A 20,126-nucleotide genomic window follows, 5' to 3' on the forward strand; every position below is an offset into this window, starting at 1 on the left:
TTTAACGCCCGCTGCCGAAAAAAGGGCAAATTGAAAGACCACTTACATAATTTAAGTGGCCCTAATCCAATCCATAATTCTTTGGCATTTGACTAAAATCAACACTGTAATCATTATCAGTGACTTCAATAATTGTGCACTGACAATTAGGATGAAATGGTGGCAGTGTCACACCTTCACTAGCTTCTTCAATATTATATTCCGTCCCGTCCAGCGCCTCACATTCCTCACACGTCGTTACTGATAGAGCTGCTTCAATTTGATAACGCTTGACGCTTCGTTGACCAAAATCATCAATTAATTGTCTTGATAGCTCACCACTTGATTCAGTTCTAAGAATGCGTTCTGCACGTCCTTCCGACGCGCCAAGTTTAGTTGCAATCTCTTTGCTGAAATCCTGCGGCTTATAGTGATTCTTCAATACATCGTCTACTTGATCGTCTAACTGACGCATTAACGCGGACTTCTCTTTATAGATTCGATCCTGCCAAGAAGCTCCCTGCCAGCCCCGATGATTATCACCCACAATTTTTTGTACCGCTATGTCTGACTTATGCCTTGAATATACAGCACGATCCGGTTGTGGATTTACTAGCGGTGCCCGGTCAATATGATTTAGATTACTTTGGATAACTTGTTTTTGATCTATAGCCAGCTGAGTAACGATTAGGTTAACTCGCTGCTTAGCCACATCACCATAAGTCTTAACTCGTTCATCTCTAAATGTTTGATTAACAAACGGGCGTTCATCAATAGCGGCAGACACGGCTAATTTGGCGATATCGTCCATCAGCTCCTGTATTTGGGCTTTGGGGGCTGGAGCTGACCAATTAACCTCATCAGCAATAAAGGTGCTTAGAACGTCCACAATTTCGTTATTAGCGTGTTTAAACAATTCATTCAATTTTTTTACACGTTTATCGTTCTCACCATAAACACGTTGTGCCAGTTGCAGAACAGCCTTTCGTTCCATTAACTAGCACCACCTTGCTGTGCTTGTCGTTGATTAACAATTGCCTGTACTAAAGTGTCCTGTTGTTCCTCGCCAACTGATCGAACTCCTGTTGGCTGTGACTCGTCAGCCTCGGCAGTATGGGATTCTACTTGACGTTCAGTTTCATTAGATGGCTTATTAAATGTATCAGGGTAGTCGCCTGGCATGATCATTGTTGGTTCAGATTCAGTTTGAGCATTCATTCGTGACTGTTCCTCATCCGGTTTAATTCCAGTTACAGCTTGTGCCATCTCCCATAAAGTTTGCTGGCTGAACTCACCCGTTTGAGAAAGTTTTTGCACGTTGTCGACGATTTCGGTGTCGTTCTTAGGCAAGTTAGGGGTAAACACAGGCGTTACATTTTCAATCAAATTAGAATCTTTGATTTTTCCGAGTGTATACCAGTAGTTTCCCAATAATCGCAACCGACGCATTAGACCACGAGCATACAGTTCTTGTTGAGTAGCGCGTTCCTGATCACTGCCCCATAACTTATATGACATTGCTACCCCTGAAGCATTACTGGCAAAGTTCTCATCTGATACATTGGGTGAATTGGTAAACTTATGCATATTGTCATTGAGAGTCTTAACGTATGCATTCCAAGCATCGATAGGTAAATTCTTAGTCAGATACTGAACAGAAGGTTGAATAACATTATCGCTGTTCATCCCCTGCGCCTGTGCGGGCTTAAGCCACATATAACGGTTGGCTCCATCAACATCTGGATGAGTCTTTGGCTTCCCACTGGAATCAGTGCCAAAGTCAAACTCACCCGTAATTACTAACATGGCATTGCTGAAATCTTCTTCACTGTTAGCCATCTCAGAGATTGCCTTATCATAGGCATCGAAGTTATCCATTTCGCTTTCCCAGTCGCCTAAACGCTCATCATTATTAACATACTCAGTAACAGGCACACCGCCAAAGTAATGCTCCTCGTAGTTGTCCGGATTACTAGCATCGAAAGTCAATTGAGAATTAGGATAGCCGTTAGGTTCATATCGAATCGTATGATCATCCGTATAGACTTCAACATACCATACTGGAGTTTCATCATCCTCAACATAGTAATAATGCACAGCAAACAGCGAGTGCTGCTCTGGATCAGTGTCATAGACAACAAATGTCTCGCTTGGATCTAAAGCCATGACATATAAGTCTGTTGTGTCACGTTTGACATACTCTAATTCATAAGCCCGACCAGTTACAGACAGATTTTTCTTCATCACCTTCTCGTGATAAGCTTCATTGGTTCGCTGATTAAACTCATCAATAGCCGTATTAACTTCATCACGGTTAGTGTCCGTTTGACTTGAATCGTCATTGTATTGGAAACGAATTGGATTCCCAAAGGTATATCCAACCCGCATATTCGTAATATATTTCGGCATCTCATTAGCAATCCGGTTATCAGCACGATTAGTTGCTTTACCGGACTGCCAAAACTTAATATCATTCACACCAATGTAATAACGTTGCATGGTTAAAATACGTTTTAACTGATGTGTAAAATGCCGATTGATAAAGCGACTGACTACAATGCCCAGTGCATTAGGGTCATTCTTAATAGACTCAAATTTATCTGCACTCATCTTGAATACCCGGTTAGCATCTTGATCAAACCGTGGGCCATTCAGCATTTTCACATCCGCATTCTTGGGATAAAACGCCCATGGTGTCATGGTTGTGGGTGCATTTACATCGTTTACCATGATTCCTCATCTCCTTAAATACCAAAGTTTCTAAGCGTATTAGCTTGGACAGAATGATTATTGGTTTGGTTTATCCGCATCATTCTCATTTGTGACGCAATCGCATAACGCATCGCGTCCATGACATCATCATTCTGCTTAACAGGCTCACCAGTCTTCTCATCCCAAACATACTGATAAACTTCGTCTAAGAAATAATGATAACCATCTTGACCGGTACTAAACTGACGATTATCAATCGCCTCTTTGGTAACAAAAAAGTGGTTAGCTTTCATCAAACTTGCCACATTTTCTACGCCAGTCAACCGACTTTTATACCCATTAATTGCATTGATTCCATGTTCGCTAAATGCTGCAACATGTTCTGGTCGGGCACTATCGCAGTAAAATGGAATCCGTTGCCCGTACCGTTCCTGAATATCTGATGCTACATTCAACCAATAGCCAATTTCGCGGAACTGCTGCGTATGCTCCTCAAGTAAATACCAAGTATCATCTTCACTGACACCAAACACTACAACGGAACCCTTATGTTCATATCCCCAATCGACGCCAACAACGTAGCTCAGCCCGCTCGGGATCATATCATTTGAAACAACCATCTTACGCTCGTCAAAATCACGATACACGGCACCTTCACCACTAACCCACAGTCCTAATATTGAACGATCGTAAAACATGCCGCTAGGCGTTGTTTCCTTTTTTGTCTGGATATAATCATCATCTAAAAAAGTATTATCAGTTAGTACAAAATGATTGCTGATAATACTCTTAGAATGGCCGGGATTATCAATATAATTTCGTTTAAGCCAATGTGTTGGAATGTCAGGGTTAGTATCACAAATAATGCGCTTAGAGCCCTTAGAACAGCGGTCACGGATTTCACTAAACACTTCTTCATTGGCAAGACTGGCTTCGTTAATATATGCCCCCCATGCCGTCATACCACGAATAGCCCCAAGGCCACTAATTGAACCGGTATACGCCTGAACGACCGTGACACCATATAAATTAAAGTTGCCATAACGGTCAAACTTAAAATCAATGCCGAAATCATTGGCCAATGGATTCAGCACATTGTTCCAGATTGTTTTACTAGATACCCCAGCAAGAATATAAAGGGGATTATCATAACCTTGTTGGCTTGCTAATTTAGCAGTCTGTTTCAATTCATAAAGGAACAGGTAGTTATCAACGATTGTCTTCCCAGATCGAACAGCTCCATAATTAACCATTAATTTCCATTCAGAGTTAAAAAGCCCTTGACGTAGCACTGTCTGCTGTTTGCCGGTTAATATTTGATTTAGTATGTTTTGCTTTTTATTCATCCTTAAGTATCGCCTTCAACCCTTCCAAATACTCATCAGTCTTAACTTGTCGATTATCCTTACCACCTCGTAGCAATTTAGCTTTAGACTCCGCAATATCCGCTTCGGCTTCAGCTTTACGGATTTGAGCTTTGACTAGCTTATCATCGCCCGGATAACGCTTCAGTATTTCCTTAGTAGCGCTTATCCGTGTTTTCAAGTCAGCTTCTTTATGCTTCTCATACACGCCGTCAGCAGTGCCAATATAAACCGTTTCTTTAGTTTCACCTCTAGCGATACTAGTAAGCAACTCAACGGCTTCTGTGGCGTCCATAATGCGCTTGGAAGCTATCTCGGCCATTCGCTCATCGATGTATTGCTTGATGTCAGGTTTTGTCAGGTTCTCCTGTCCAACTGAGCGAGCTGAACGCTTGCTATAACCCGCTTTACGAGCCGCATCAGCAGCATTTCCAGACTTGATATACTCATCGGCAAATTTACGCTGTTTAGGCGTTAACTTTCGTTTCATTACATACCACCACACCTCCGTTTTTAAACCCGTCGATTTCGATGGGTTTAGAATTAGTTACTTTATCTCACTAAAAGCTGAATCAATCTTCTTATGCTGCAAAGCAAACCAATCAACAATCTCCTCGTTTCTTGCCCAGTCACTGTTGGAATCTAATCCAGATTCATACAAAAAAGCATGGATAAGTTCGTGATATAAGACCTTTTGCTTATAATCATGCAGATTTGAAATTGAGTTTGGACAATTTTCAAACTGAGCAATATGAATCTCCTTAGTCGTGCTATCAGTAATACCGTCTGCATCGGCGTATTCCAGACGTGAATCATTGGAATTGAAAAAAACCTTATATTGAACTCCCATAATACTAACTTTTTTCATTATTCAACATCCTTCGTTGTAAAATAGTTGTGGGAGGTGATAGTGATGGCAAAACCAGAACATCGCAATTTTCCAGCCCACCCACACAAGGGCGGTTCTAAAACTGTAACCGTAGCTCCATCCAAAAAGCAACCAGGTTACAAGCGAACCAAACCTCGAAAAGCTAAATAGCTGGGAAAGTGAGGGCCTGATTTTATTAGGCCCTTTTAGATTGATAATTAAGCTAATCTAGTAAGTCGTAAGTTTGCTTAAAAATATCTGGCTTGCATGGGTAAAGTTCACCGTGAACTCCTTTAATGATGTAATCACCCCGCTCGGCAAGCATATCGCCTTCCAATGTGTGAATGACTAACTTTACATCAGGTGTGCCTTTATTTTCAAAACTGATTACACTTTTTTTAATGGCTTCACAAGCCCATTCTGGATCTTCTTTTTGGTCATAGTCTCCCGTCCATTTGAAATAATCAATAACTACTGGTTTCTTTTGTGCTTTCATGCTGTACCTCCTTATTTTTATCCAAACTAAAAGCGCCATGCTTACTAGCACGACGCTTCTTATCCTTGTACCACTTATCTAGCCGAGCATCGGCCTGCACCCATTCAGGCGGCTCGTACCCATATTTTGTGTTAATCAGCTTTGCCATACCACCACACCTTACTTTCCAAGTGTTTCATGTAACAAAAAGCACCACACTTTCGTATGGCACTCAACTTATCTATTACTATGTCTCAAATCGTTCATGAATTTTATCTGATTTAAAAAGATAAATGCGGCCTATCAATTTGACAATGAATAAGACTTCATATATGGATCCAAAAAACAACGTGCACCAAAGAGCATTAACTCCATTTTTTACAAAAACATTACTCATGATTGGTGCAACATCATACAGCAACGTAAAAATAATAATAAATATATTCAATTCAAAATTCATCATGATTCTTTTAAATAACTTATTCATTATATGTTTTTCAACCTTATATTGCCGCGCACGTTTTACAAATTCAGAATCCTCATTCATCGAAATAATCATTGATAACAACACGCCTAAAATTGCAAGAATAATCGATGATATAGTTATCGAATCACTCACACTTCCACGTAGACTCTTTAAGTGAAAACTTGAAAAAGCTACGACTGAAACAATAAACGTCAAAATCCAGAGACCAATTGCAACTATATTATTCTTAATTGATTTCCAAGATTTGCTCACTTTGTTTCGCATGTCTAACCACCTTTTCGTTATGAATTGGAAGTTGCACCTGAAATTAAACTGGCTTTATCCCGCATATTTTGGTTGCTTTCACCAGGTGTTAAATAATTTTGTTCACAAAAATTCGTATACATCGCTTCCGAAGCAATGGTTGTCCTGTTTTCAACACTCATCACTATGGAAGATGTCAATCTCGGCTCAATTAAATTGACAAAATCTAATGCTGCGTCTTCTTCCGCACGTGACGTTACATTCATAGAAACATCTGTATCTTTTTCATATAAGGACATAACTTCGTCCATTAACTCCCGAACTGGTTCACGCTTAAGACTTTTTCCTTTTGGTTCGCGAGCCATTGATAATTCAATGTTAAAGCTAACTCCGCTGATTTTTTTCAATTCAGTTATTGCTTTATTTATTGGATTATCCTTAAAATCATCCGCGGCAGCAAAGCTAAAGTCTGAACCCTTAACAGATATACGTCTATAAATTTTATGCTTTTTAACTTGCGAAATCATCGAAGAATCAATTAAAGGTTCAAGATTCACGCCTTTAGGATTGTCTTTTTCAGATTCCCCAAGTGCATCTTTAACGCGTTGCCTTAGAATCGCTAAAGCCGTTTGAATTTGATTTGTTGATAATCCATAATAATTGGATTGAATCATTAGCAGCCCATACTTCGCATCATATACCAACAAATTAAACTCTCCAATGTATTCATCATCATCTAAATCCAAAGGAATTTTATCATGATTTAATTTCTTCTTAGACGGTATATCTTTTGATCTGTTCTTAGATAACTGGAAATAATAAATATCGTTTTTGTCGTCATAATGTGCCGTATTCCATTCCATATCAGCAATTTCATCACCTAACGGGACAGCCGTATTAAGCTCACTATGATTATGATTAATAAAAAACTCAATTAACTCTTTCATATTCCATCTAACTACTGCATTTTCATTTTCACTATCAATTAAGTATGGAGAGAAATAATTGAATCTAATTTTTTTGACCGCACTTCTCACCACTTTGCTACTATTTGCCATAAAAATGCCTCCTATTTAATATCTTAATGATACAAAAAAACTCGCAATTAAGCGAGCAATTAGGAAGTATTAACACAGATAGTCGGATTTGAACCAGCATCAATAGCTTTGAAAGCCACCATCTTGCCAATTAGATCATATCTGCTTAATAGACGGGCCATCATATCAACTTAATCAAGGAGGCAACACAAACTGTACATCTGTGCCCGTCTAACGTAGCCTGCTGGACTCGAACCAGCGGCAAGCTGATTAACAGTCAGGCGCTCTACCAACTGAGCTAAGGCCACAATAATAATCGATTAGGGTTATCAGAAAAACGTTTATTTGTCGCCCTAACCAATTATCAATAATACTAATTTACCACCAATTTATTGCTACGAAGTCCGGCTTGAGTTCGGAAAAAGTTCGGTTAAAGTCCGGTTTGAGTTCGGTTTTGATAAATATTCAGATCTTCTAGGTAGTAGCTCTGCGCGAACTGTAGCATTGCCAATGGCTTCCAACGGTCAAAATACTGCGTCTTGCTGTAGCCAATATCCATGTAGCACATCGTGTCGCTGTAACCTTGAAAATATAGCCGATCTAATATCTCCTGGCACTCATGATCACAGCGAGCCATTGCCTGAATAGTCTGTCGGACAATCTGCTCTGCATACAGGCGGCGTGTAATCCGATCCTCGGCCGAATTACCAGCTGGGGCCGACTTAGGCATGCCATCCATGCTAGGCGATTTTAAATCAGCGACCGAATGGCCGGACGCCCGAACTGCTTGCGGTAACTTCTTATCCAGGAACCGCCGCACCTGTTTAATTGTTTTCTCCTGGTCAATTGGTGGAAAAATTTCATCTGAAATAACTTGCTGTTCGCCCATCATGCGCCCCTCCGCTTTCGTATGCTATAATTAATTTTGTGGGAATCAATTGTAGCGGCGTCAGTGATGGTGGCGCTTTTTTTATGTTATACTTACAACGGTCATTCGAGTGGTCCCGTGACTGGTCGCCTTAACGGGCGGCTTTTTATTCTCCTCTGCGTGTTGCTTCATGCGTCGGTGCTTCCGTTTAATCGTTGAACGCTTCTTAGTGTGTTTAGGCATCTTCGTCCTCCGTAATTTCATCTATTTCTACTCTCGGATTTCGTTTATCAACCGCAAATTCGTCCTGGAAACCGGTTATATGCTTGCGATTGTCATTGCCTAGGAGTCCAGCCCTCATAAAGCCGTCCAGCACAAACTTTTTAGCAAACGCGATATTATCCGCATCTTTCCGGTTGTTCTTCGTGTACCACGTAAATTTAAGCTTGCAAGGCCAGCTGAATTCGACTCCAGAATTTCGACTAGCCCGTGCATATACACTACATAAGGCCGTGTACCGCTTCTTTAGTTTAGCTGCGGCGTATCTGTTGGCCCGTTCAGCCTTGATGTACTCATTCAAGCTTGGTAGTTCGCCCTTAATCACGACTTTGTTCATACTTTCGGCACCCGGCTAATGTAGTAGCCACAGACAATGCCATTTGAGTAGCTTGCTTGCCTTATCGATCTAGCTGGGGCGCCGATCTTATCACCTAGCAAATCAACTGTTTGTCCAGTAATAATTTCGTTGGGATTGTCGTACTTTTCAGCACGCCAGTAGCCGTTCCGCAACGGCAAACTGTACTTGTGCACTAGATAGCTAACCCGCTGACTAATATAGCCAGTCTCATCGGTCAACGCCCTTATCGTATGGTTACCATCACGATGAGCACGGCGAATATCTCTAATTTGCTCACGTTCCTCAGCTTGGGGATCTTGTAACATACTAGCTAAGTAAGCTTCATCACTGCGTACCTTAGTCCCAGGCTTAACCAGTCTAACCGGAAACGGCCATTCACCAGATTTGTAGTTATGTTGCGCGAGCTTAAACATTTCCGGTTCTGGCCCGATTGCTAGTGGGTGATCGATATCGGGTAGATCAGCGTTAATTACTAGCACCTGTGTTTCAGTCATACGCTCACCCCTCTTTGACCATTGATTTTGATTTCAGAAATTTATTAGCAAAATACTGCTGCCCCTTGCCCGTAATTAGGGGCGTAAAGTGTATCTTTGAACCATGGTTAGTGGTGATCACGGTTTCTCTCACTTCCATGATTCCCAGCTCCATCGCTCGTTGGGTCGGTGAGTTGTAACGTTTCCCCATCGCTATTAGGTAGCCATGAGTTCTTAGCCAATCGAACAAGCGGTTTTGACCAGTCTTAATACCGCGCTGGCGTAATACCTTAGCAAAATTACCAACGCTGATAGAATCGTCTGAGCCTGAAACTGCTTGGCCTAATCTAGCTGGCCCTTGCAACTGTTCATTCTCTAGTTTCAGCTGCTCGTTTTCCCTCATCAGAAACCCATATCCGCGCTTGACAACCTCCATTGGGCTGTTCCAGCGCCTTTCAATAGCTAGGAAATAATTACGATAACGGCTACCATTTTGGTTTCTAACCATCATTGCTAATTGCTTAGCCATGTCAAGCGTAATAACATAATCGTCAATTTCCCGTACGGCCCCATTGTTGACAACCGTACTTGATGTACACTTGTCAAAATCGGCCCCTTCATCAAACAAAGAAAAATTATTTTCGACCCAGCGACTAAAGCGTTGTGCAATTTGAAGCCCTTTATATAGATCCCGGGCAGACACCAACTGCCGCCCATCTTTTTCAGTGATTTTAATCAATTCATTCATGCGCTCACCTCTTTTACTTGTCATAGGCTAACTTCCTTTCAAGCTCTTGTTCGTAATGAGCGTGTATCTCATTCGTGCAGTTAGGGCATGGCTGTACAACCCAGACACCTTTCATAATCTCAACATGTACAATTTTTGTTCCGTTGCATTTACACATTAGAACGATACCTCCCGTTTGTCTGGGGTCGCCGCCGTAAAGCTGATGACGTGCCCATTGATGCCACGATATATACGCGAAATGATTTTTGGATTATAAACGCTAGCCAAGTCGGCACTACCTAAGTTGGTCGTGATAATGGTTCGCTGGCGATTATTCACGATGCCAAACAACACATTTTGCACATAATCGCTGGCTTCCTTTCGGTTCTTGCTTTGATGGCTTTGGAACGTCGCTTCTGAGCCTAAGTCGTCAAGTACAAGCAAGTCTGCATCACTTAGTAGCTGAACCATGTTCTGCTCGTTATATCGGCTGTCAGGGTGGCCAAAGCTGCCTTTAATCAGTCGAAATAGCTCATTTACGCTAACAAACAAACACGCCATTGATTTATCTGCATGATCATTGACCGCTTTGGCAATAGATAAGGCTAAATGTGACTTACCGCGCCCCGGCAGACCCGTCAATATCGTGTTGTACGTAGTTTTCGGGTTTAAATACTCGCCAGCAATCTTCCGTGCCAGCTTTAGGTTATTCGCTGACTCCGAACTGTTCGGGCGGAAATTATCAAAGTTGGCATCCATCAGGGTCGGATCATCGAATATCGAGTCCATAGCTAGCACGTCCGAGGTCCGGCGCTTATGCCAGTAGTCATTGGCATGGTCAATAATCTTATGGTTTTGCTGTTCAATTGCTTCTTTGGCACATACCATGCAAAATGGTTGATGTCCCTGCATGTATACCAGGTTCACGCCGTGACGTGGGCAAACTTGGTCACTGGTCTTTAACCGTTGTAGCTCAGGGAAGCTAATCCCTCGCGCACTCTTAGAAGTCGTTTCTGACATACGTTTGTGCCTCCCTTGATGCCTGACCATCGCTAGTCGCAGCTGGTTGAACGGACGGTGTCATGTCGTAATTGCTTAACCAACCGCCATTATCCAACCAGTTCGCTAGCTGCTGAACGTACTGTCCCTGTATCCCCTTAACTTCCAAGTACCGCTTATAATTTCCGATACCCTGAATGATTTGGCTCTTAGTGGCTTTACCAGCGGGGTTGGCACCAGTAACGGTAGCCCGATAATAAGCATTCCATGCGTCGCCAAACTTTTCTTGGCGTGGGTAAACAGCCCACACTTCGTTCTGGAACTCTTCACGAATATGGTCACGTGGGTCCTTATTATCTTTTTCGGTAGTAGTCGGTTCAGGTGTAGTATTAGTAAGTTCTTTGGAGCTACCAGTTGGGCTACTGTCTGGGGTACCAGTTGAGCTACTACTTGGGTTACTAGTTGAGCTACTACTATTGTTTCTAGTAGCCCAACTGGTACTGTAAAGCCTGATAATTTGGTACTGAGGCTTTTGCTTATTTCTTTTGCCAGGGACGTATTTGATTAATCCAAGTTGTACTAGTTCGTTCCTAGCCTTCTTTAGCCCGGCCTCGGATAGTCCAGTAAGATCGAGCAACGCAGAATTCTTTAGGGTAAACAGTTTATCTAGCTGATACTCATCGTTCGCGTAGTCCAATAACTCGCGATACAGGTTATTTTGACCAGTTGAGATATCTATTTGATTCCGTTTCAGATTTCTGTAAGCTCGCCTTTGCTTGAAATAATCCAAATCTACACCTCCTTTACTAATGGGCCTTTCACCCATTCGGTGGATTCAGTCACTGCTGCATTCAAGCCAATTCTGTTTAATCAATCCATGAGCAAGTCGTCTGCACTAACGACACTCTCTAACTTTTTGGTACTACGACAATAAGCACAATGTCCGCATTGGGTAGGATCTGCTTCGCCTTTAATGACATCTTGAATATGCTGTTGAGAGTCCAATATCTGGTTCATAGCATTAGTAAGCCGGTACTCTGGTAAATCAATAGCCTGCTTGTCTGGTGGATCCTGTTTGCTTACTGCCACGATGTACGGTTTACACATCACACCGAATTGCTGCTTAATCAACTCTTGATAGACTGCCATCTGAAGTGGGTAGTTATACGCATATACAAACGGTTCTTTCTCACGAGTTTCTGGATTCCAATACGCCTTGTATATATCAGCGGTCGTCTTGAGATCCACGAAGTAACCTTGTTTCAAATTAAGGCAATCAATCTTGCCCTTCCAGGGACAACCACCGATTTCACCAGTTACAATCACTTCCTTATCGCCTTGATAAAGAAGATTAAAATCATGGTCGTCAGATAAGGCTTCAATCATGGGTTCAGCAATTTTGAAGTCCTTTTTTAGGTGGCCCTTGCTCGGTCCTCGGCTTGAAATTGCTTCGGAGTGTTCATCAACGAACTTCGTATGAGCTTCCTCGCTCTCAAAATAGCTGTGAAGCCAGTTTCCAACGACTAACGCCGTTGAGTTCATACATGGTTCCCATTTACCCTGCAACTCGGCTAACGCTTCTGCTTCACATGCTAGAAACCGTTTAAACACCGTCGGCGACATGTAGGCCCGGTCAGTCCAGTTCTCGTAATAATTATTCGGCGTGAGCTTCTGATCCAATATCGTTGAGGCTGTCGAAGAGGTTTTGCTGGTCGGCCCCGTCTTTGGCAGGTTCTTGATCATTGCTTGGTGCCTCCTTTACAACTGTTTTAACGAGTTCTTTGACTGGTTCGGTAGGCTCTACCTTCTCAGCTTTATTCTCTGCTACATCAGCTACCAATGACCTTTTAGTCGGTGTTACGTCCTTCGGATTATCATTTTCGTACTCGGAACTCGTCGTGTCGTTAACTGCTTGCACGAACAAATCGTTGTCGCTTGAACTGTTAATGTAGAACTTTGCAGCTCGATTAATTACAGTCCGCTTAGCCATTTCCTCTGGGAACTCGTTTTGAACCTTCTTCGTCTTAGCGTGGCTCCAACTGGTGTCGATGTCTTTTTTAGTCATAACAGTGTAGGTCCGGTTGCCATTCAGATCTTCGACCCATGCGAATGCTCCGATAATTGGCTTGTCTAAGTTCTCAAAGCTTGGCTCGAACTCCTTAACCACCAGCACCCCATTTTCACCGCCAATCTTGAACGTATCGTCTTTGTGGACAACCTGTGCCTGAATATCTTTCACATTTGAAAGACGCTTTACAACGCTAATTGAGCCGAAATAGGAGCGCTGCATGACTAACTGGTTGCCATAAGGAATGAAATAGCATTGATTCTTAGCCGGGCTCAATCCTTGAATTGCCATGTTCATCAACGCCTTGATAACTGATCCTTGGTCACACTTATCAAGTAATGGTTGGCCCTTAGATGTATCACTCAAAATCAAGTAAGCACTGTTTAATGCATTCCCTACTGAATAATCAGGTGGTAATGACAAGCCTTCGTTATTCTTCATATACTCAATATTGTTATTAACCATCGTAACTAACTCATTACTCATGCTTCTTCCTCCTCTGATACCCAGTGATAGCCCAGACGTGTCATCATCGTGTCCGCGTCGATGTGTACCAGTAGCTCGTCCCATAGACGGGACTGACCAAACACATCAATCAGCCATTGCCAATTAGATTCCTCACCTTGATCTGGATACAACACACTTACGTCAGTCGAACCGAAAGTGACGATACAAATGGCGCTCAACATATCGGCCTGCATATCAATCGCCCACTGCTTAAAGTCATTGTTATCGATGTAATCTTGAAACAACTGTGCCTTGTCGAACTCGTCACCATCGTAGCAATAGTTATCTGCGTCAAGTACCCAGTCGCGTGAGTCGTTACGTTGCTGCCAATGCTCGTTTAAATCTGCCTGTGCTGGTATCATTTCGCCCACCTCCGTACCAAACGTTGCCTTAGTGACTGTTTCGGAGTACAATAAAAATCGAAAATAAATTTACTATGCGTCTTAGCTGCACGGGTACTACCAATACTCGAGCAGCTTTTTTTGTACTCAAATTTAGGCTTTAGCGATACTTTGCGTACTTCCAATTCGTTCGACCTCCTTAAATGTGCCAAAAACATTATTCAATTCTTCAATTGTGATTTGCTTGTAAAGCACATTTCCAATCCTGAACGTGAATTTCATCGTCTTCATCTCCTTTCAGATTTTAGTTGTATACTTTAGTCATTCCAATTAAACGAGGTGAATATTCATGAGTGAACCATATATGTTGACTTACGACCTTGATAATCCTGGCCAAAGATATAAAGAAATTAAAGAAACTATCGAAAATAAAATTTCAAACGGAACATGGTGCCATTTTTGGGATTCAACATATCTCCTCAGAAGTGATCTTTCTGCATCGGAAATGATGGATAAATTAAAAGATAATGTCGACGGTAACGACAGATTCTTTATAACTAAGATTTTTAAGGATGATTATGCTGGTTGGCTAACAGAGAAAGAATGGAATTATGTTAATGACCATATCTTTTCCTAGTCTTTTTTTCATACTCTTCTAGCGTCATTTGTTCAGTATCGCCACTTTTGTCATTGGCTTCCATGTTACTTGCAATAACGTGGAGGTCTTTTTTAATTTCCCAGAGTACACGTACCAATTGTTCTAGTATTCTTGTCATGTATCTTCATCTCCTTAAATTCCAAACCAACTAGCAACTTCATGACGCTTGAACCACAATGCCGTTAACGCGCAGCCTACTATTGCTCCTTCAATCATTGCTATTTCCTCCTAGCCATTTTCTTGGTTGACTTTATCGATTACTTCCTGCAATTTATCCATTGGAATACCGGCATACTCAGCCTTCTTAGCCAAATCGGTTATCTCGGCGCTAATCTCTTCTGCGTATTCACGTGGATAGCGTTCAATAACTAGTTGCTGCGCTGGTGTCCGATCTCTCGGCTTGACTGTAATAGCTTCTTCAAACTCAGCCTCAATTCTTTCTCGCTGACGCTGTTCCTTTTTCTGTTTCATCAAAGCCGAGAACATATCACCTTGTAGCTGACGATCATTCTGGAATGACAGCACGCCGAAATTCTCACGAGCACCAGAATAATTAAGCCAAAAATCGTTAATTACATTTGCTAACGACTTCCTTATTTGTGAATCAGTGCTTCTTGATCCACTCTTCAACCGAGACAATTGTCCGGGAGAAACATGCGTCCTATCTGCAATCTGCTGCTGTGTTAGTGTTTTATCTCTACCTAATGCCAATGACAATTGCTCTGCAAACTTGTTCTTCATACCTACACCTCTGTATTTTGGAAAGGGCTTTATATCGCCTTTCCACGTAATTCACCTATAATTTAAATTAATCGGGATGATCTAATAAGTAATCCATCATCTCAGCTGCTGGAATCTGCCAGCCGTTATGGGTATTCACATAATCAATGAAGCCACCCTGTTCAATATCCAAATCATGGCGATGCTTGGTTAAATATCGTGAGGCTCGTTCGGTTGATTTAGTTCCGTATTTATACTTAGCCAGATCTTTAAGCTTCCAAGTACGAATACCACGTTGTGCTTGCTTCCAGGCTTGGAACCTCTCGTATTCTTCTTCGCTAATGAATTGGAAACCCTTTGGAGCCTCATGCCGAATCAATATCGTATCTGACATGTTCGCACCTCCTAATATGAAACTGACATAAGTTGGCTAGCTTGCTCGTTATATTCGGCCGTTACCGCTCGGAATTCAGCATCTAGTGCTTTATCGCTTAATGCCTCAAACATTACTCTTGGTGTTTCTGGCTTAACCTTTGCTAGTGCATTAATTAATGTAGTTCGTGATAGATATGTCATTATATTTCCTCCGTTCTTTGAAAATTAAATATTAGCTTTTAACAACTCAAATATCCGACGTGCCTCATCAATGTTGCTCTCATTAATTTGATATACATTAGGAATGCCCAAATGAAACCTGATAATCGTTTTGATTGCATCTGACAATGAATAAGCTTTTGGATTCTTACCGTACTTCTCGTTGACAAATTTCGAAATATCATTTTTAAGCTCCATCCAAGCAGTGTTTCTTGCTTTGACTGGTGCTAGGCTTTTGGCGGCAATGGCTGCGTTTACCTCTGATTCGACCATTTCGTGCAACTGTTCTGGCGTAACTTCCATTACTTACTCACCTCCTTAGGTTCTAATAAGTCATCCACAGTTACACCCATTGCTTTTGCAAGTAAATTCAGTGTTACAGCATCAGGATGCTTTGTTCGGTTCTCAAGAGTATTTACAGTACTCTGTGATACACCCGCAGCATCAGCTAGCTTTGCTTGTGTCCAACCAAGCTTGGAACGATTTTTTTTAATTTCTAAGCCAATCATGTTTTCATCTCCTTAGAGTTAACGCATTTGCGTAACTATGCTTTTATTATAACGCCATTGCGTAAATTGTCAACGCAATAGCGTAACTTTTTTAAATGAATTTGTTTTACGATTAACGCAAACACGTTTGGAGGATCTTTTATGACTGAATCAGAATTAATAATTCAACGCTTGTATGATCTTATGCGCGAGCGTAATTTAACCGTTAATCGTTTGGCCACATTAGCAGGAGTTACTCAATCAACGGTGAGTTCTTTCATTTACCGGCAGAGTGTTCCAAAAGTAGATCTATTGCATTCACTTTGTTCTGCCCTCGGCATCAGCGTCCACGACTTCTTCGACTTCCCGCCTTACAACGAGGTGGAAAAATAATGCAGTTAAAACAAGATTGTGTACGCTATGTCTTACTATCGTTAGAAGAGCAAAAATTTAATATGATAATATTTGGGGCAAATGATACGGACATCGCAACTAAATTAGCAGATGATCGGTTTAGCACCGATGATATTCGTTACACTTTGTTTGAACTTTTTTCAGGGGGATTTATAACTGCTGAAATAACAAATTTTAAAAATGATTACCTCTTACGAGTGACATCCATTACTTGGTCTGGCCATGAATTGCTTGATGACATCAGAGATACTGAAGTGTGGCGCAAAACTAAAGATGTAACATCTTCCTTTAGCTCTATTTCCGTAAGTATCCTGAAGAATGTCGCAACAGCTGTTATCACAGGGATAATCAAGCAAAAAACAGGTTTGCCACTTTAAACTTCAAACTCCTGTCCGTTTATTAATATGAATAGTGGCTTTTTACCAATTCGTTCATCTCTATCACGAATTAGTTGTTCAGCATTTTGTGATAAGAGACAACCACTTGTAGCACCAACGATTACTCGTATTCCAAATGGATTTTTGAAGTAAACTGGGTATGAAATTTCTTGTTTCATTTTGCCGCCTCCTTTCGCTGCCCCCCTGCGATATAATGATCGCAAGGAGGTGATAATTATGGCTATTATGACAATCGCAAAGCTTCATTGTTATCAGTGTGATCATGATTTCCCATTAAACATGTATCAACCAATCACAAAAATCAGTTGTCCGTACTGTGATACAGACGTTGATGGATCAATGATTGAACCTATTCGTAATGCTTGGGCACAAGTTTCCGGCTTAAACCAGGCATTCCACAAACATGAAATGGAATCAGAAGAACCACGTTTTAGTCTCAATATTCATGATGAAGAAGTTCATCTTGAAATTGATGATATTGACAATGAAACTGAATAATTGATTCTAGTTGCCGAGGGTGCATATTAAATTGCTCCTCGACTTTTTGTACAGCAACAAGAACACTATCTAAATCATTTGGGTATGCTACCTCTCGTGCGAACTTGCAAGCTTCCGCATACTTATTTACTGAAGAACCTTTATATTTTTTCTCACTCATTTTGCCGCCTCCTTTGGTTTTGTATAACTTTTGTCAACATTAGGAATAAAAAAAATATCCGTCACTTCAACTCCCAGCTTGTCAGCAATCTTTTTCGCTGTCCTTTTACCAACTGGTTTCTTCCCATTGATAATTGAAGACATATAACTAGGGCCAATGTTAACACGGCTTGACAATGATTTCTGAGTATATCCATGCCATGCCAATAAAACATCGATTTTCTTTTTGCCAACTACATATAGCTGAACCATCCGATTACCTCCTTTCTTAACTTACATTTATATAATACCATCCGTAAAACTTTTGTCAACGATTTTTATATAAAAGTTTTACAAATCATTTAAGTATTTTTGACTTTTGTTATACTAAAATCATTAGGAGGACTGATATGAATGGATTCAATAACACCGGAAGAGTTCGGAAACTCATTGAAAGAGATTCGTCTGCGGAAACATTTTTCATTGCGACAAGTCTCACAACAATCTAAAACCGATGGTAAACCTGCAATTTCACCATCTTATTGGTCACTTGTTGAACGTGGGGAAAGGAACATACCTAAAGTAGATACTTTGGTTCGCATGGCTAAAGGGCTGAGAATTACGCGAGAAGAAATTCTTAATCTTGCTGGCCTATCTTCTGCAAACAACAGCATAAATAGTCAATCCTCTGATAATAAAAAACATTACTACGATCTAACGGAAAAAGATGAAAAAAGTATCGATAAGGAACTTGAAGATATGATGAACGGGCTCGACTCCAAACATTCTTTATCATTTTTCCAAAATGGGCAAGAGCTATCCGATCAGGACAAAGAACTGCTCAAAGCGTCCATGCGCCAAACATTAGAATTATCCAAACAATTAGCAAAAAGAAAATTCACTCCTAAAAAGTATCGTAATGGAGAGGAATAATAGGAGCTGGTTATATGGAACGGTGGATTGAAGAAGATATTGACCACTTAACCAACAAGTTTGGGATTCAAAGTGCTTTTGATTTGGCGCGTGACTTGGGCATTAACGTGCAATTCAATAACCTTGGTAGCAATATTTACGGCTACAATAATAACTCGCATCGAATCCCAATGATTGTCATTAACAACACAATTGATGAACGAACTCAAGATGGTGTTTGCTATCATGAAATTTTTCATATACGGCATCACAAGGGATTTAACACTCAGTTTTTTGCGGTAAATACGACAAGCTTTCTATCCGATGACAACGAAACAGAGGCTAATAAGTTTATGCTGGCCATGTTGAAAGAGGAATATGGTTGGAGCAAACAAGAAGATGTTTTAGACTTCTTAGATTTTTTCAAGCTACCACACGAACTGGCTTCGTTATTTTAATTAGCTTTTGTTAGCATGGGAAACTAGCAAAGAGTTCAGATGTTTTATTTTAGATATACGAATGGGATTTTATTGGGGAATAAAGATATTTGGAGGAGTTTCAATTGAAAAGAGTGCTAGTTTTAGGAGTTGCAATGCTATCCTTGTTTTTAGTCGGGTGTTCCAATAATAGTAAAAACAATAATCGCACTAAAGACACAGCTCGTGCAGAAATGGATGTTGAAGCAATATTTGAAAACAAGCAACATAAAGATCTAATTGATAATACCCAACGATCAGACATTGATACGGTCAAAGAGGAAGTTGATAAGCTGCCGACATCAACGCATAAGAGAACGCTCATTAAAGAAATTAATCATGCCTATACCCTGCTGCCACGACTTAAAAAACACGAAAAATCAGAAAGCATTTCTGAATCTGTCAAAGCAGTTCAAGCATCGAAAAAAGCAGCTTCGATTAAAGAGGCAAAAAAAGAATATTCACGCAATGCGTCTAATCCTGACGCGTATAACGGATCTACCCCTGAGGAAAGTTCTACATCTACTTCATCTGCAACAAAAGAATCGAGCTCTAGCAGTTCGACCGCAACTACTAAGGTTAGTTCCGAAGATAAGGCGGCTTTGAACAAAGCAGAAGCTTATGCTTCCAGAATGGACATGTCAAAACAAGGTGTATATGAGCAACTCACCTCATCTGCTGGTGAAGGCTTCTCCTCAGAGGCTGCACAGTATGCTGTCAATCATCTGACCGATGTCGACTGGAATGCTAATGCTCTTGCAAAAGCGAAGGACTACCAAAGTAAAATGTCCATGTCACACAGTGCAATTCTTGACCAATTAACATCGTCAGCTGGTGAACAATTTACTCAGTCACAAGCTCAGTACGCTGTGGATCACTTACCAAAATAATGTTCCCAAGGCCCTCGTCGGGGCTTTCACGCGAGCGTAGTTCAACGGTAGAACAATTATTTGCACACTTCTCATAGGTCTCACATCCTATATTGATGTAGGTTCGACTCCTGCCGCTCGCATTGTACGTTAATAGCAAATAATTATGGAGGCAG

At 41.0% G+C, this 20,126-nt stretch carries 34 protein-coding genes and 2 tRNA genes; 9 read left to right on the plus strand and 27 right to left on the minus strand.

Annotated features, from left to right (window positions below; all coding sequences use genetic code 11):
• Window positions 1-61: 61 nt before the first annotated feature.
• From ACWQAU_RS14155 to ACWQAU_RS14175, 5 genes are all read right to left on the minus strand, one after another.
• On the minus strand, window positions 62-973 hold the full coding sequence (locus tag ACWQAU_RS14155) for a minor capsid protein (protein ID WP_027821919.1): 912 nt from the start codon (window positions 971-973) through the stop codon (window positions 62-64).
• Window positions 973-2,709, minus strand: coding sequence for a phage portal protein (locus tag ACWQAU_RS14160; RefSeq protein ID WP_050482354.1), 1,737 nt, complete (start codon window positions 2,707-2,709; stop codon window positions 973-975). Before ACWQAU_RS14160 ends, ACWQAU_RS14155 begins: the two co-directional genes overlap by 1 nt.
• Window positions 2,710-2,723: 14 nt before the next feature.
• Window positions 2,724-3,944, minus strand: coding sequence for a PBSX family phage terminase large subunit (locus tag ACWQAU_RS14165; RefSeq protein ID WP_228403003.1), 1,221 nt, complete (start codon window positions 3,942-3,944; stop codon window positions 2,724-2,726).
• Window positions 3,945-4,029: 85 nt separating this feature from the next.
• The gene (locus tag ACWQAU_RS14170) at window positions 4,030-4,545 is read right to left on the minus strand and encodes a terminase small subunit (protein ID WP_033608061.1); all 516 of its coding nucleotides are present in this window, start codon (window positions 4,543-4,545) and stop codon (window positions 4,030-4,032) included.
• Window positions 4,546-4,602: 57 nt separating this feature from the next.
• Window positions 4,603-4,923, minus strand: a complete 321-nt coding sequence (locus ACWQAU_RS14175; RefSeq protein WP_027821917.1) for a hypothetical protein — start codon at window positions 4,921-4,923, stop codon at window positions 4,603-4,605.
• A 45-nt stretch (window positions 4,924-4,968) separates the two neighbouring features.
• On the opposite strand from ACWQAU_RS14175, the gene ACWQAU_RS14180 reads away from it, so the two are divergent.
• Window positions 4,969-5,094, plus strand: coding sequence for a hypothetical protein (locus ACWQAU_RS14180; RefSeq protein WP_260351063.1), 126 nt, complete (start codon window positions 4,969-4,971; stop codon window positions 5,092-5,094).
• 52 nt (window positions 5,095-5,146) lie between these two features.
• Here the strand turns inward: ACWQAU_RS14180 and ACWQAU_RS14185 are convergent, their stop codons facing one another.
• The 15 genes from ACWQAU_RS14185 to ACWQAU_RS14255 all read right to left on the minus strand — a co-directional run bounded on the left by ACWQAU_RS14185 (window position 5,147) and on the right by ACWQAU_RS14255 (window position 14,067).
• Window positions 5,147-5,419: a hypothetical protein gene (locus ACWQAU_RS14185; RefSeq protein ID WP_027821916.1), complete on the minus strand. Its 273-nt coding sequence runs from the start codon at window positions 5,417-5,419 to the stop codon at window positions 5,147-5,149.
• The gene (locus ACWQAU_RS14190) at window positions 5,388-5,567 is read right to left on the minus strand and encodes a hypothetical protein (RefSeq protein WP_027821915.1); all 180 of its coding nucleotides are present in this window, start codon (window positions 5,565-5,567) and stop codon (window positions 5,388-5,390) included. The genes ACWQAU_RS14185 and ACWQAU_RS14190 overlap by 32 nt, the downstream gene beginning before the upstream one ends.
• Before the next feature lie 78 nt (window positions 5,568-5,645).
• Window positions 5,646-6,149, minus strand: coding sequence for a hypothetical protein (locus tag ACWQAU_RS14195; RefSeq protein ID WP_027821914.1), 504 nt, complete (start codon window positions 6,147-6,149; stop codon window positions 5,646-5,648).
• Between the two features lie 17 nt (window positions 6,150-6,166).
• A complete protein-coding gene (locus ACWQAU_RS14200; protein WP_033608060.1) occupies window positions 6,167-7,186 on the minus strand; it encodes a DUF6731 family protein in 1,020 nt (339 codons plus the stop codon).
• A 214-nt stretch (window positions 7,187-7,400) separates the two neighbouring features.
• Window positions 7,401-7,473 (minus strand) — tRNA-Asn (locus ACWQAU_RS14205).
• A gap of 122 nt (window positions 7,474-7,595) precedes the next feature.
• Entirely contained in the window at window positions 7,596-8,057 is a 462-nt protein-coding gene (locus ACWQAU_RS14210; protein WP_027821913.1) for an ArpU family phage packaging/lysis transcriptional regulator, read from the minus strand.
• Window positions 8,058-8,268: 211 nt separating this feature from the next.
• The gene (locus tag ACWQAU_RS14215; RefSeq protein WP_027821912.1) at window positions 8,269-8,649 is read right to left on the minus strand and encodes an endodeoxyribonuclease; all 381 of its coding nucleotides are present in this window, start codon (window positions 8,647-8,649) and stop codon (window positions 8,269-8,271) included.
• Entirely contained in the window at window positions 8,646-9,164 is a 519-nt protein-coding gene (locus ACWQAU_RS14220; protein WP_027821911.1) for a hypothetical protein, read from the minus strand. Before ACWQAU_RS14220 ends, ACWQAU_RS14215 begins: the two co-directional genes overlap by 4 nt.
• Before the next feature lie 4 nt (window positions 9,165-9,168).
• Window positions 9,169-9,915 carry a phage antirepressor KilAC domain-containing protein gene (locus tag ACWQAU_RS14225; protein WP_228402999.1) on the minus strand — a complete coding sequence of 249 codons (747 nt, stop codon included), beginning with the start codon at window positions 9,913-9,915 and terminating at the stop codon, window positions 9,169-9,171.
• 132 nt (window positions 9,916-10,047) lie between these two features.
• Entirely contained in the window at window positions 10,048-10,890 is an 843-nt protein-coding gene (locus tag ACWQAU_RS14230) for an ATP-binding protein (RefSeq protein ID WP_016511192.1), read from the minus strand.
• The gene (locus ACWQAU_RS14235; protein WP_016511193.1) at window positions 10,871-11,659 is read right to left on the minus strand and encodes a replication protein DnaD; all 789 of its coding nucleotides are present in this window, start codon (window positions 11,657-11,659) and stop codon (window positions 10,871-10,873) included. The genes ACWQAU_RS14230 and ACWQAU_RS14235 overlap by 20 nt, the downstream gene beginning before the upstream one ends.
• Window positions 11,660-11,739: 80 nt before the next feature.
• Window positions 11,740-12,612 (minus strand): PD-(D/E)XK nuclease-like domain-containing protein, encoded by an 873-nt coding sequence (locus tag ACWQAU_RS14240; protein ID WP_079111821.1) that lies wholly within the window; start codon window positions 12,610-12,612, stop codon window positions 11,740-11,742.
• Window positions 12,524-13,423, minus strand: a complete 900-nt coding sequence (locus ACWQAU_RS14245) for a recombinase RecT (protein WP_027821909.1) — start codon at window positions 13,421-13,423, stop codon at window positions 12,524-12,526. The genes ACWQAU_RS14240 and ACWQAU_RS14245 overlap by 89 nt, the downstream gene beginning before the upstream one ends.
• Window positions 13,420-13,806 carry a recombination system host exonuclease inhibitor gene (locus ACWQAU_RS14250; protein WP_027821908.1) on the minus strand — a complete coding sequence of 129 codons (387 nt, stop codon included), beginning with the start codon at window positions 13,804-13,806 and terminating at the stop codon, window positions 13,420-13,422. The genes ACWQAU_RS14245 and ACWQAU_RS14250 overlap by 4 nt, the downstream gene beginning before the upstream one ends.
• A 132-nt stretch (window positions 13,807-13,938) precedes the next feature.
• On the minus strand, window positions 13,939-14,067 hold the full coding sequence (locus ACWQAU_RS14255) for a hypothetical protein (RefSeq protein ID WP_079111822.1): 129 nt from the start codon (window positions 14,065-14,067) through the stop codon (window positions 13,939-13,941).
• 67 nt (window positions 14,068-14,134) lie between these two features.
• Here ACWQAU_RS14255 and ACWQAU_RS14260 point away from each other — a divergent pair, with 67 nt between their 5' ends.
• A complete protein-coding gene (locus ACWQAU_RS14260; RefSeq protein ID WP_027821907.1) occupies window positions 14,135-14,422 on the plus strand; it encodes a hypothetical protein in 288 nt (95 codons plus the stop codon).
• Between the two features lie 249 nt (window positions 14,423-14,671).
• Here the strand turns inward: ACWQAU_RS14260 and ACWQAU_RS14265 are convergent, their stop codons facing one another.
• From ACWQAU_RS14265 to ACWQAU_RS14285, 5 genes are all read right to left on the minus strand, one after another.
• Entirely contained in the window at window positions 14,672-15,184 is a 513-nt protein-coding gene (locus tag ACWQAU_RS14265; protein ID WP_027821906.1) for a helix-turn-helix domain-containing protein, read from the minus strand.
• A 67-nt stretch (window positions 15,185-15,251) separates the two neighbouring features.
• Window positions 15,252-15,557, minus strand: a complete 306-nt coding sequence (locus tag ACWQAU_RS14270) for a DUF771 domain-containing protein (RefSeq protein WP_011101775.1) — start codon at window positions 15,555-15,557, stop codon at window positions 15,252-15,254.
• 11 nt (window positions 15,558-15,568) lie between these two features.
• Complete coding sequence (locus ACWQAU_RS14275) at window positions 15,569-15,739, minus strand: hypothetical protein (RefSeq protein WP_033608057.1); 171 nt, start codon at window positions 15,737-15,739, stop codon at window positions 15,569-15,571.
• Window positions 15,740-15,763: 24 nt separating this feature from the next.
• Window positions 15,764-16,060 carry a hypothetical protein gene (locus tag ACWQAU_RS14280; RefSeq protein ID WP_027821905.1) on the minus strand — a complete coding sequence of 99 codons (297 nt, stop codon included), beginning with the start codon at window positions 16,058-16,060 and terminating at the stop codon, window positions 15,764-15,766.
• Window positions 16,060-16,266, minus strand: coding sequence for a helix-turn-helix transcriptional regulator (locus ACWQAU_RS14285; RefSeq protein WP_027821904.1), 207 nt, complete (start codon window positions 16,264-16,266; stop codon window positions 16,060-16,062). The genes ACWQAU_RS14280 and ACWQAU_RS14285 overlap by 1 nt, the downstream gene beginning before the upstream one ends.
• A 141-nt stretch (window positions 16,267-16,407) precedes the next feature.
• On the opposite strand from ACWQAU_RS14285, the gene ACWQAU_RS14290 reads away from it, so the two are divergent.
• A complete protein-coding gene (locus ACWQAU_RS14290; protein WP_003642789.1) occupies window positions 16,408-16,638 on the plus strand; it encodes a helix-turn-helix domain-containing protein in 231 nt (76 codons plus the stop codon).
• Window positions 16,638-17,036 carry a DUF2513 domain-containing protein gene (locus ACWQAU_RS14295; protein ID WP_033608056.1) on the plus strand — a complete coding sequence of 133 codons (399 nt, stop codon included), beginning with the start codon at window positions 16,638-16,640 and terminating at the stop codon, window positions 17,034-17,036. Before ACWQAU_RS14290 ends, ACWQAU_RS14295 begins: the two co-directional genes overlap by 1 nt.
• Here ACWQAU_RS14295 and ACWQAU_RS14300 read toward each other — a convergent pair.
• Entirely contained in the window at window positions 17,033-17,215 is a 183-nt protein-coding gene (locus ACWQAU_RS14300; RefSeq protein ID WP_027821903.1) for a hypothetical protein, read from the minus strand. The two genes, ACWQAU_RS14295 and ACWQAU_RS14300, sit on opposite strands and share 4 nt — an antisense overlap.
• A 58-nt stretch (window positions 17,216-17,273) precedes the next feature.
• Here ACWQAU_RS14300 and ACWQAU_RS14305 point away from each other — a divergent pair, with 58 nt between their 5' ends.
• A complete protein-coding gene (locus ACWQAU_RS14305) occupies window positions 17,274-17,555 on the plus strand; it encodes a hypothetical protein (protein ID WP_050482353.1) in 282 nt (93 codons plus the stop codon).
• 156 nt (window positions 17,556-17,711) lie between these two features.
• On the opposite strand, the gene ACWQAU_RS14310 is transcribed toward ACWQAU_RS14305, so the two are convergent.
• Complete coding sequence (locus tag ACWQAU_RS14310) at window positions 17,712-17,966, minus strand: helix-turn-helix transcriptional regulator (RefSeq protein WP_033608054.1); 255 nt, start codon at window positions 17,964-17,966, stop codon at window positions 17,712-17,714.
• Between the two features lie 141 nt (window positions 17,967-18,107).
• Between ACWQAU_RS14310 and ACWQAU_RS14315 the strand changes: the two genes are divergently transcribed.
• The 4 genes from ACWQAU_RS14315 (at window position 18,108) to ACWQAU_RS14330 (ending at window position 20,093) form a co-directional block, all read left to right on the plus strand.
• Complete coding sequence (locus ACWQAU_RS14315) at window positions 18,108-18,626, plus strand: helix-turn-helix domain-containing protein (RefSeq protein WP_027821902.1); 519 nt, start codon at window positions 18,108-18,110, stop codon at window positions 18,624-18,626.
• Between the two features lie 14 nt (window positions 18,627-18,640).
• Window positions 18,641-19,063, plus strand: coding sequence for an ImmA/IrrE family metallo-endopeptidase (locus tag ACWQAU_RS14320; protein ID WP_027821901.1), 423 nt, complete (start codon window positions 18,641-18,643; stop codon window positions 19,061-19,063).
• Window positions 19,064-19,176: 113 nt separating this feature from the next.
• Window positions 19,177-19,971, plus strand: coding sequence for an Ltp family lipoprotein (locus ACWQAU_RS14325; RefSeq protein ID WP_228403049.1), 795 nt, complete (start codon window positions 19,177-19,179; stop codon window positions 19,969-19,971).
• Between the two features lie 30 nt (window positions 19,972-20,001).
• Window positions 20,002-20,093, plus strand: a tRNA-OTHER gene (locus ACWQAU_RS14330).
• Window positions 20,094-20,126: the final 33 nt, after the last annotated feature.

Source organism: Lactiplantibacillus sp. 3062, from assembly GCF_055413545.1.